Here is a 12,103-nt window from a genome sequence, read left to right on the forward strand (position 1 = left end):
TCATGGAAGATTTATACTTAATTAAAATCGGTGAGATCTCTTTAAAAAAGGGAAACAAAAAGATTTTTGAGAAACAACTAAAGGATAATATTAAAAATGGCCTTAGGGATTACAAGACAACTGTAATAATTAGAAGCGGCCGTTTTTATTTAACAATACATGACAGCGAAGAGAGTGTGGTTCATGATGTTCTCTCTAAGACCCAGGGGATAGTATCCTTCTTTAAAGCACACATGTGTGAAAAAAACATGGATTCAATTAAAGAGGTAGCTTTTAATCTTGTTAGACAAAACCTGGAAAATAATAAGGGTAAAACATTTAAAGTTGAAACTAGACGAACTGACAAATCACTTAAAATGGATTCTTATGAATTCTCTGCAGAGCTAGGAGGATTAATATTAGATGAGTTTAAAGATATACTATCTGTTAATGTTAAAAACCCAGATTTTGTTATAAACCTAGAATTAAGGGAGCACGCTTACATATACGGTTTTGGAGGTAGAGGACCGGGAGGTCTACCTGTAGGTAGTGCAGGAAGAGGAATGTTGCTCTTATCTGGAGGAATAGACTCACCTGTTGCAGGTGTAATGATGGCAAAAAGAGGGGTAAAGCTGGATGCTATATACTTCCATACACCACCATATACATCAGAAGAGTCCTTTAATAAGGTCGTTGATTTAACCAAAATAATATCACCTTGGTGTAGTGGTTTAAACCTTTTTACCGTGCCTTTTACTAAGATACAACTGAAAATTAATCAAGAAGTTCCTGCACCATATGCAACTCTTATGGGTCGGGCATGTATGATGAGAATAGCCAATATAATTGGAAAGAGACGGAAGGCTTTATGCCTTGTAACTGGAGAAGCTGTGGGTCAAGTTGCAAGTCAAACGATTCAGAGCCTACACTTTACAGGTTCAAACAGTGAACTTCCTGTTTTTAGACCATTAGTTGGTATGGATAAGGATGAGATAATTAAGATATCTAGAAATATAAAGACATATGAAACTTCAATCCAGCCATTTGATGATTGTTGTGCAATGTTTGCTCCTCCCCACCCAGAAACAAGACCAGATTTTGTAAAGACAACTGAGATTTTCAACTCATTAAATATTGAAGAGATGTTAATCGAAGCAGCGGAAGAAGCAGAGTACCATAAACTATAAAATTACAATCATGGCCTTTATCAAAGGCCATGATTACACTTACTATACAATTCTTACAGATACTCCTAACTCTTTTAATTCATTTTTAATACTAGAGACTGTGTAATCACCATAATGAACCATACTAGCAATAAGTGCTGCATCAGCCTTTCCTTCAGTTAATACATCGGCTAAGTGTTTTGGAACTCCAGCCCCACCAGATGCAACAACAGGAACTGAAACAGCCTCTGATATCATTTTTGTTAAGTTCATCTCGTAACCTGTTTTCATACCATCAGCATCAATTGAGTTTAAAACAATCTCCCCAGCACCTAACCTAACACCCTCTTTTGCCCACTCTAAAGCGTCCCACTGTGTCTCATTTCTTCCACCACTAGTAACAATTCTATATCCCGAGGGACAGGTATCATCAGCCTTAGCATCCATAGCTAAAACTATACACTGATTACCAAAAACTTCAGCACCCTCTTTAATGATATTAGGGTTTCTAACAGCTCCTGAGTTAAGACTAACCTTCTCAGCCCCCGCATCAATAACGGCTCTTATATCTTCTAAACTATTAATTCCACCACCAACTGTAAAGGGTATAAATATCCTCTTAGCAACCTCTTTCACAACGTCAATCATAATTCCACGCTTATCACTTGAAGCAGTAATATCATAAAAAACTAGTTCATCAACACCTTGTTTGTAATACTCCTCTGCCATTAAAACAGGATCACCGATATCTACATTACCCTTAAATTTTATACCCTTTGTAGTCTTTCCATCCCTTACATCTAGGCATACAACAACTCTTTTCTGAAACATATCCTACCTCTTTTACTATTTTAGCAAAAAGTTGTAATTAAAAAAAGAGTTATTTCTTTTGCAGTTTTATTGTTATATATGTATAATGGCAATATGGTAGAAACATCTGCAAAGATTCACAACAGTAAAGGTATACATGTAAGACCAAGTGGTTTAATTTTTAAGGCTATAATGAATTATGGTGGGGAAATTCTAATAATTAAGGATGGAGTTACAACTCCTCTTAGAGATATTATATCAATATTAACCCTAGGTTTAGCTTATAATGATGAGATAACAATTAGAGTAAGTGGTGTAAACGAAGAAGAGATGATAGATATTTTAAAGGATCTATTTGAAAAAGATTATAGATTTGAAGAGCAGTAAAGGGGTTTTTTACAGTATATTACTATAATAACCCCTTTAATACGAAAGTTAATTTACTTAAGCTTCTTTTATATATTGGCAAAGAATATCACCCATTTGTGAACAAGTAATTGACTTCCCTCCACATGCAATATCCCCAGTTCTTTGGCCTCCAGTAACAGCTTTATCAACAGCATCTCTTATAGCTTTAGCTGCAGCATCTTCATTAAAAGATGACTCTAACATCATAGCTAAAGATAATATTTGTGCAATTGGATTTGCAATATTTTTACCTGCAATATCCGGTGCGGAACCTCCTGATGGTTCGTAGAGACTTATACTCTCTCCATATGAAGCTGATGGTAACATACCAAGTGATCCACAAATGGCAGCAGATTCATCGGATAAAATATCACCAAAAAGATTTGTTGTTAATATTACATCATACTGAAGTGGATTTAACATTAGCTGCATTGCCGCATTATCCACATATTGATGGTTTAATGTTACTTCTGGATACTCTTTTGCAACCTCTTCTACAACCCTTCTCCACAGTTTAGAACTAGATAGAACATTTGCCTTATCTACTGATGTAACCCTTTTGTCTCTTTTCATAGCAATATCAAAGGCAGCCCTTGCAATCTGCTCTACATTCTCTTTTCTATATCTCATAGTATCAAAAGCTTCATCTTCTTCTAACATTTTTGGTTGACCAAAATATACACCGTAGGCTAGTTCTCTTACTGTTACAAAGTCAACTTTATCAGTTAGAATCCTCTCGGAAAGTGGAGACATCTCCTTTAACTCTTCATATATAACTGCAGGTCTAATATTAGCATATAAATTTAATAATTTTCTTAAGGCTAATAATCCTCCTAATTCTGGAGTTAGTTCAGGTGGAAGATTTTCCCACTTTGGTCCACCAATACTCCCAAGAAAAACAGCATCAGACTTAAGACAGATCTCCTTTGTCTCCTCTGGTAAAGGGTGTCCAGCAGCATCATACCCAGCTCCACCAATTAATCCCTCTGTCAAATTACAAGAAAATCCAAATTTTTCTTCTACTACTTTTAAAACTCTAAGAGCCTGAGCCATTACCTCAGGACCAATACCATCACCTGGTAAAACTGCAATATTATATGCCATTTTTATCCCCTATTTATTCTATTCTACTCTATTTAATGCACATAAAAGTGCTTTTATTGAAGCTGTATTTATACTTGAGTCTATACCTACTCCAAATATAATCTGTCCCTTAACTTCCATCCCTATATAAGCTACAGCCTTTGAGTCAGCACCCTCTGTTAATGAGTGTTCACTATAGTCATGGAATTTTATATCACTACTTATTACTTTTTTTACTGCATTGAAAAAAGCATCAATTGGTCCATTTCCAAAACTTGAAATATCTATTTTATCAGTTTTATACTCTAATTTTGCACTAATTTTAGTTTCTAATGAACTTGTGTTAATTGTATAATCTAACAGTCTGTATGGACCATCTACCTCTAGATACTCACTATTAAATGTTGAAAATATATATTCAGGTGATAACTCATTTCCTGTTTTATCAGTTATTTTTTGAATTATTTGACTAAATTCAGGATGCATTGACTTTGGAAGTTTATATCCATAACTATTCTCAAGAACAAAAGCTACACCACCCTTACCTGATTGTGAATTAATACGGATTATCTCCTCGTATACCCTGTTTAAATCAGAGGGATCTATAGGTAGATATGGAACTTCCCATATATGACTATCCGAATTATTATGGGCTTCTAGACCCTTTTTAATAGCATCCTGGTGGGAACCTGAAAATGCTGTGTAGACTAAATTCCCAGCCCATGGGTGTCTAGGACCAACCGTCATTCTTGTACATCTTGAATAGATCTCAACTATTTTATCAATATTGGAAAAATCAAGCTTAGGATCTATACCCTGGGTGTAAAAGTTCATTCCTAAATTGATAATATCAACATTTCCAGTCCTCTCACCGTTTCCAAATAGTGTACCCTCTACCCTATCTGCACCAGCTAACAAGCCTAGTTCAGTTGCTGCTGTTGCTGTTCCCCTATCATTATGGGCATGAAGACTAATTATAACACTATCCCTATCTTTTATATTTTTACAAAACCACTCAATTTGATCAGCGTGTACGTTGGCTGTTGACATCTCAACTGTTCCTGGTAAATTTAGTATTAGTTTATTAGTAGGTGTAGGTTTTATTACATCCATTACAGCTTCACAAATATCCTTTGCATAATCTAATTCTGTTCCAGTAAAACTTTCTGGGGAGTATTCATATCTAATGTTTCCAGAAAAATTCTTTGACATCTCTTTAATTAATTTTGCTCCAGAGACAGCAATCTCTTTTATTTCATCCTTACTCTTTTTAAATACAACTTTCCGTTGTAAAGTTGATGTTGAGTTATAAAAGTGAACAATAGCATTTTTAACACCTTCTAACGCTTCAAAGGATCTTTTTATTAAGTGATCTCTAGATTGAGTTAAAATTTGAATATGTACATCATCTGGTATTAGATTATCATCTACTAGCTTTCTTAAGAAATTAAACTCTGTTTCAGACGCTGATGGGAATCCAACTTCAATCTCTTTAAATCCCATTTCCACTAAAAGATTAAAGAACTCTACTTTCTCATTTATACTCATAGGAATAGGTAGAGATTGATTCCCATCCCTAAGATCTACACTACACCAGAGAGGAGCCCTATCCAATTTTTTAGACGGCCATTCTCTATTATCCAACTTTACTGGTGGATACTGTTTATATTTTGTATAGTCCATTTTCCCCTCCTTGGTTGCATAGGCGAGCAGTAATTTTTATTACGACCCCAAAAGTATATCTTTGTTACAAATTGTAATTTTAAGCATTACAATCCTTTAAGAATACTTAAGTAACTTTACTAATTATTCAGAGTGTTTTCAAGATTAAAGCAAAAAAAAGACTGCATAAATGCAGTCTTTATCTATATTGGGTGAATTATTTTGGGAGGGCTAGTAAAACCCTTATTAGTTCTTTGTATAGTTCTTCCATTAACTCACCTATTATGCTTAAACTTTATTATATATATTAAAACTATCCCTTAATTGCTCCTCCAACTACACCTTTAGTTATATGCTTATTAAAAATTGCATATAAAATTATCATAGGTACAATTGAAATTACTAAACCGGCCATTTGTAAGTGATACTCTGGAGTCCTAGGGTTAGCAAATGCAATAATCGTAGGTGGTAATGCCTTAGTAAATCTATTTGATAATATAAATCCAAGTAAAAATTCGTTCCAAGTACCAAGAGCAGTAATTATAGCAACAGTTGCCATTACAGGTTTTGTCATTGGTAATATAATGTGGAAAAATGTTAAAAATCTTCCAGCTCCATCAATCTGAGCAGATTCAACTAGAGAGTCTGGTAAACCTTTAATAAAGTCAGTAGCCATAAATACAGCCATAGGCATACCAACGGCAGAGTAAGTTAAAATAATTCCTAATCTAGCATTGTCTCCTGTTAAACCAGCGGATCTTAACATTAAAAACAGTGGTATTAAAACAGACTGTGTAGATATTAGTATACCTAATCCAACAGCAGATTTTAAAATAAGTGTAAGTCTTTTAAATGGGGATTTAGCAAATACATAAGCTGCCATCATAGAGCCCATAACAACAATAATAAGTGTAAATACAAGATATATAGTAGAGTTTAAATAACCTAAACCAATATTACCAACTTCCCATGCTTCTGAAAAGTTTCCCCACTGTATTACTTCCGGGAAAGCTAAAGGTGCATTCTGAATCTCCTGTTTTGTTTTAAGAGATGAGTAACCAAGCCAAAATAAAGGATAAGTGGTAAATAATACAAAAGCTATAAAAATTGCATTTATTCCTATTTTTGTTGGGATTGTTTGTTTATTTATCTGATTTGAGTTTTTCACCTTAAGCCTCCTGAAGTGGGTCGAGTTTTTTACCTGCCCAGTTTGATATAGCAATAAGAACTAAACTTATTGATACAATTATCACAGAAACTGCGGATCCAAATGCCATTTTATATGCTTTAAAACCTCTATGATACATATAAGTAGCCAAAACAATATTATTATTACCAAGCCCTTTACCATCATTTGGTGCCATTGCATAGATTAAATCGAAACTCTTTAACGATCCAGCAATAGCTAGAATTGAATTAATAATTATTATTCCAGATAGTGCAGGAGCTATTATTCTAGCAAAAATCTGCATCTCAGATGCACCATCAATAGAAGCAGCTTCAACTATCCCACCATCTAATTTTTGCATATTAGCTAAAAACATTAACATATAAAAACCAGTATATATAAATAACATACCAATCAGTATAGGAATCATAGCCTGCCCTGGCTCTAAGAACCATCTAAAAGTAAATTTAGGGTCATTTGTAATAAGTCTTACAAGCCCTGTAGCAGCACCTCTTATATCAAAGAAACTTTGAAAGATTCGTCCAATAACTACTGTAGATATAACTTGAGGCATAAAAACCATAGCCTGATAAAAACCAGGAGCTTTAACCATATTTCTAAATAAGAAATAAGCTAATAATAGACCAAGAGGTATTTGACCAAAAACAGATAGAGCAACAACTAACATATTGTTTTTAAAACCAAGCCAAAATACAGGATCTGAAAAGATTACTTTAAAATTATCAAATCCAATAAAACCCCACTCCTGATTAGGTCTAAAGTCATTGTTTGTAAAGGCTATACCTAAACTAGCTAATATAGGCCCTGCAATAATTGCCAAGTAAAGCACCATGCAAGGAGCTACCATAACTATGTAGAATAGAAGGTCCCCTCTTTTACGTAATTTGTTTTTCACTATACTCTCCCATAGACAAAAGAAGTACAGAGATCTCCTTTTAATAAAAATCCTGTACTTCTTTTTTTAAATATTTTTATACTAATTAAAACTAGTTTGCTTCGTAGATAGCCTGTGTCTCTTCAGCTAACTGCATAGGAGTTTTAGTTCCTAACCAGATTTCAATTATACCGTCACAGTAGTGACCATTTGTAGTACCATCGATATAGTCACCAACAGTATCAGTAATTTGACTTAAGCTAGCAATATATTCAGCAGCTGGCTCAGTTCCTTCTTTGTAAACAATATCACCTTTTACTTTAAATGTTGGTACAGCACCAGAGTATAATGCTCTTACAATAGAAGCATCTTCTCCAGTCATATATTGTAATAATTTAGTTGCAGCAGCTTTTCTTGCTGGATCTAAAGTAGCAGACTTCATGATAGAGTAACCAGCAGAATAACCACCGTTTCCTGAACCTGGAGCAACTTCACCTGGTACAGCAAAGAATTTGTTCCATGTAAAGTTAGGAAGAGTTACTTGAGCAGCTCTCCAACCACCATCAATAAAGTATAAAGCTTCGTTGTTATTAAACTGAGCTAAAGATACACCGTAGTCTGCTTGTAATGTATCTTCTGTTACAAGACCATCATCGTACATTTTCTTAATAAATTCAAATGCTTTTACAGTAGGCTCATCAGTAAACTTAGCTTTTTTAGCAATTAAGTCTTTAGCGTGTTGAGCTCCACCAAATCGACCAACTAATACAGAGTATACAAAAGTATTGTGAGCCCATGCTGTAGCACCTGGGTAAGCTAATGCAAATTTACCAGCAGCTTTAGCAATTTCGTTTTGAGCTAACATCTCTTCATAAGTTTTAGCAACAGTTAAACCTAACTCTTTTAATAAGTCATCGTTAGAGTACATAACTGTATGAGCACCTTTTGATACAGGAATTGAAAATAATTCACCATTAGCACCACCACCAATTAAAGCAGCAGGATCATATTGTGTTGCATCAACAAATTGTAATTGATCAATCTCTTCACCAGCATCTTTAACAGGTTGATGTCTTGAACCACCATTCCACATATATGCAAGATCTAATTGCTCACCACCAGCTAACATAGCTTGTAATTTTTGGTGATATAACTCGTCGTATTGCATATCCCATTCAACTTCAATCTCAGGGTTTGCAGCGATAAAGTTCTCAATATTAATTTGAAACTGCTTACCATCAGGAGTACTTGCGTCCCCATAACCTAAAACAACTAATTTTACTTTTTCAGATGTTTCTGCATTGTTACTTGCAAAAGCACTTCCAACTGTTAATAAAGCAACCATTAACATTAAAACAACATTTCGAATTTTCATTAAATTCCTCCAATTTAATTATATCAATAAAATTAGGAAAAGATATTTTCCCAATTTATATCGCAAATACTATCTACCTCTGATATCTCTGGCACCCTAAAAAGTTTTTCCAAAAACATACAAGCAGAACCAACAGCAACATCATACTCTCCAAAATTGGATCTTACAAAGTTACAACCAGAGATCTCTTTTGATATGTAGTGATCACTATACTCTGTCTCAATTAGAGCATTTATCCTATCCGTATAACGGCTAACATCACCACCAACAACAACTCTCTCTGGGTTTAAAACAGATATTATAGGAGTAAAATTAAGTAACAACTCCTCTAATACTTCATCTGTTAATACACCTTGAAGTCTACTAAAAGACCTCTTAGCCTTATCTGAACCAAACTGATAATCATCTTTACTTCTCCAGAAAAGACTTTTAAATTCACCTGACTGATTATTAAAACCAGGATAAACCTTATTATCAATTACAATTCCCATACCAAAACCAATACCAACTTCAATATTATGTACTAAGTAGTGTTTGTTAAGCTCTCCTAATAAAAATAGAAAATTCCCATCTCTATCATTATTAAAAAATATCTCACCCCACGCACAACAGTTAGCATCATTCTCAATTAAAAAAGGAAACTTATACAACTCTTGTAATTTATTTCCAATTTCATAGTCAAAAATCTTAAATGGATCTGATTTAATAATAGTCCCTGAAGACGTATCAACATTACCAGGAAGACCTATTGTACATCCTAGAATCTTTTTTACACCTTCAAAATCAGATCTTACCCTCTCAATAGCAAGGGTTACAATTTCATCTAAGGTAAGTATCTCATGTAACTTTATCTCTTCTTTAAAAACAACTGATCCATCTAAACACAATATTGCCAGCTTACACTTATCAGGTTGTATATTAAGACCTAAAACATAACCAAAATCAGCTTTAATTCTTAAATTTATAGGTTTTCGTCCCCCCTTAGGCATAGACTCACCTACATTTGCAACCTCAATTAAGTTGTTTTCAAGTAGAACAGATACAATATTTGAAACAGAAGTTTTATCCATCTCAATATCCTTCGAAATATCTACCCGACTAATCCCTTCACTCTTCCATATACTTCTAGCAACCAGGGCAAGGTTATGTTGCCTTTGAAAACTCTTATTTGATGCTTTCATCTATTATCCCTGCCTCCTAGGTTAGTAAGTTAACTTAACTAACATCAATCTACTCCCCTTTATGTAGCCTGTCAAGAAAAAAAACGAAAATAATAAAAACACCTTCTAACCCTTATATTTAGGGGTTAAACAGCTATATTATCGTGAAAACTAGAACAAAACAAGCCGAATAAAACAAAATATTTCTAACATTTATTTTTTTATTTTATAATCATCATAATAAAAAAAATAACAATAAGTATTTAAAATCATACAAACTAATTGCTTTTTCGCTAAAACCGTATAATAATGGGTTAATAATCAATTTAAGGAGTTTTAAATGAGCTGGAAGCTTACTGATAAACATTTTATACTTACAAATCCACAGGAGTTGCGAAGTTGGTATAACTATATATCAAATTCTGACTATGGAATTAAAATATCCCATTTAGGAGATGCCTACTCAACAACAATAAAGGAGCCTAGAACTGTTGTAACAAACTATGATTTTTTTACACCAAATAAAGGTAGATTTGTATATATAAAAGATTCCGATACAATCTGGAGTCCCTCATTCTATCCTGTAGAAGAGAGTCTTGACTCCTATAAGTGTTTACACGCTCCAGGTTACACTCAGTTTGATTCAATTAAAAACGATGTTAGGGTTTGCCATTCTATATTTTTACCACAAAAAGGAACCTTCGAGATTGGATTAATTAATATTAAAAACCATTCAAATAGGGTTAAAAAAATATCAGTAACTCCGGAGGTTGAATTTCTACTATATGACTCCTTTGGTGTTGATCCTGTATACTACTCATGGTATACAAACTCATCCTATGAAAAGGATACTAACTCATTAATCTTTAAAAAGTTACAGGGTGGAGCTGATACAGTTACTGGATTTTTTACTTCAACTCTCTCTCCATCATTTTATGACGCAAGTTTTTTTGCTTTTAAAGGTAACGGTTCACAAAGAAAACCTGAGTCTGTTATAAATGGACAACTTAAAAATTCCACTAGTGGTGGTGATCCATATATAGGTGCATTCCAATTTGACTTAGAGTTAAAACCAGGAGAAGAGAGGGAGTTTGCAATTTTTCTAGGAGTTGATAAAAATAATATTCAACTAATTAAAAAAGATTTCCCTACAACAGATGAGGTAAAAAAAGAGTTCACTATTGTTAAAGAAGATTGGCTAAAAAAGATAAATAAGGCTGAAATTGAACAACTTGATGATAGTATCTTTAAAAACTACTTAAAAACATTCTTCCCATATCAAATTTATCAACAGTCCGAAGGTTTAGTTAGAATACCTTTTAGAGGATATAGGGATGTAGCCCAGGACGCTATGAGTCTAAGTTATTACAACCCAAAGGGTGCTAAAGATATTATTCTTACAATGTGTACTAAACAGTTTGATAATGGTCGTTGTCTACGACAGTGGAATACTGGTGGTGGTTTTAATGATGAGAGAGATTTCAGAGATCTTGCATTTTGGTTACCTATAGCAGTTGAACGTTATATACAAAATACTGGGGATAAAGGGATTTTAGATATTAAAATGAAATACTTCCAGTCAGAAACTGAAGAGAGTGTCTACTCCCACTGTATAAAAGGAATTAATTACAGCCTACAAATTGGTGATCATGGCCTTGTAAAAATGGGAGTTGGGGACTGGAATGATGCTCTATCAGGCCTTGGCCTAGAAGGTGGAAGTGTTTGGCTAAATCAATTTGCCTACTACGCCCTTGAAAAATTAGAAATATTAGATAATTTAACAGTAGAAAACCATAATCTAAATATAAACTCTTTAAAAGATACCCTATACAAGGGAGTAATGGAGTATTGGACTGGCGAGTGGTTTGGAAGAGGAATTTCTGATAAAGGTGTAAAACTAGGACTTGAAGATAGGATTTTCCTTCTTCCCCAAGCATGGTTTACAATATCTGGAATGGGAAAACGAGATCCAGAAAAAGCGTCTATTGCCCTAGATAATATGGTTAAAAAACTTTCTACACCAAACGGATTAATGATCTGTGATCCAGGATGGGATGAACCTGATGAAACTGTTGGGAATTTATCAGCCCTAGCCCCAGGATTAGCAGAGAATTTTGCAGTATATAATCACGCCTCACTTTACGGTGTATACGCCCTTTTAATGGCTAACAAGAATAGTGAAGGTATGGATTTCTTAAAAAGAGCACTTCCTATGTATAAGGATTATACTCAAACACGTAGTGAACCATTTGTATTAGTAAACTACTACAATGGTGGATATTATAAAGATAAAGAAGGAAATGGAGGTATACCTTGGCTTACTGGAACAGTTTGTTGGTTAGCCCTTGGACTTTTTGATTTTATCATCCCCAAAAAACTAAAAATAGAAGAATAAAC

The 12,103-nt window shown here is 34.0% G+C and carries 10 protein-coding genes; 3 read left to right on the forward strand and 7 right to left on the reverse strand.

What is annotated here, in order from left to right:
* Positions 1-2 precede the first annotated feature (2 nt).
* Positions 3-1,166, forward strand: a complete 1,164-nt coding sequence (thiI, locus tag EW093_RS02560) for a tRNA uracil 4-sulfurtransferase ThiI (protein WP_149566884.1) — start codon at positions 3-5, stop codon at positions 1,164-1,166.
* 42 nt (positions 1,167-1,208) lie between these two features.
* Here the strand turns inward: thiI and hisF are convergent, their stop codons facing one another.
* Positions 1,209-1,976 (reverse strand): imidazole glycerol phosphate synthase subunit HisF, encoded by a 768-nt coding sequence (gene hisF / locus EW093_RS02565; protein ID WP_149566885.1) that lies wholly within the window; start codon positions 1,974-1,976, stop codon positions 1,209-1,211.
* A gap of 93 nt (positions 1,977-2,069) precedes the next feature.
* On the opposite strand from hisF, the gene EW093_RS02570 reads away from it, so the two are divergent.
* The gene (locus tag EW093_RS02570) at positions 2,070-2,342 is read left to right on the forward strand and encodes an HPr family phosphocarrier protein (RefSeq protein WP_187759803.1); all 273 of its coding nucleotides are present in this window, start codon (positions 2,070-2,072) and stop codon (positions 2,340-2,342) included.
* A gap of 57 nt (positions 2,343-2,399) precedes the next feature.
* Here the strand turns inward: EW093_RS02570 and leuB are convergent, their stop codons facing one another.
* The 6 genes from leuB to EW093_RS02600 form a co-directional block, all read right to left on the reverse strand.
* Positions 2,400-3,467: a 3-isopropylmalate dehydrogenase gene (gene leuB, locus EW093_RS02575; protein WP_149566887.1), complete on the reverse strand. Its 1,068-nt coding sequence runs from the start codon at positions 3,465-3,467 to the stop codon at positions 2,400-2,402.
* 18 nt (positions 3,468-3,485) lie between these two features.
* Positions 3,486-5,129, reverse strand: coding sequence for a 2-isopropylmalate synthase (gene leuA, locus EW093_RS02580; RefSeq protein ID WP_149566888.1), 1,644 nt, complete (start codon positions 5,127-5,129; stop codon positions 3,486-3,488).
* 292 nt (positions 5,130-5,421) lie between these two features.
* Entirely contained in the window at positions 5,422-6,276 is an 855-nt protein-coding gene (locus EW093_RS02585; protein ID WP_149566889.1) for a carbohydrate ABC transporter permease, read from the reverse strand.
* 1 nt (position 6,277) lies between these two features.
* Entirely contained in the window at positions 6,278-7,192 is a 915-nt protein-coding gene (locus tag EW093_RS02590) for a carbohydrate ABC transporter permease (RefSeq protein WP_246745067.1), read from the reverse strand.
* Positions 7,193-7,283: 91 nt separating this feature from the next.
* The gene (locus tag EW093_RS02595) at positions 7,284-8,546 is read right to left on the reverse strand and encodes an ABC transporter substrate-binding protein (protein WP_149566890.1); all 1,263 of its coding nucleotides are present in this window, start codon (positions 8,544-8,546) and stop codon (positions 7,284-7,286) included.
* Positions 8,547-8,578: 32 nt separating this feature from the next.
* A complete protein-coding gene (locus tag EW093_RS02600; RefSeq protein WP_149566891.1) occupies positions 8,579-9,727 on the reverse strand; it encodes an ROK family transcriptional regulator in 1,149 nt (382 codons plus the stop codon).
* Positions 9,728-10,046: 319 nt separating this feature from the next.
* Between EW093_RS02600 and EW093_RS02605 the strand changes: the two genes are divergently transcribed.
* On the forward strand, positions 10,047-12,101 hold the full coding sequence (locus EW093_RS02605; RefSeq protein ID WP_149566892.1) for a GH36-type glycosyl hydrolase domain-containing protein: 2,055 nt from the start codon (positions 10,047-10,049) through the stop codon (positions 12,099-12,101).
* Positions 12,102-12,103 lie beyond the last annotated feature (2 nt).

Source organism: Thiospirochaeta perfilievii (genome assembly GCF_008329945.1).
Lineage (GTDB): Bacteria > Spirochaetota > Spirochaetia > DSM-2461 > DSM-2461 > Thiospirochaeta > Thiospirochaeta perfilievii.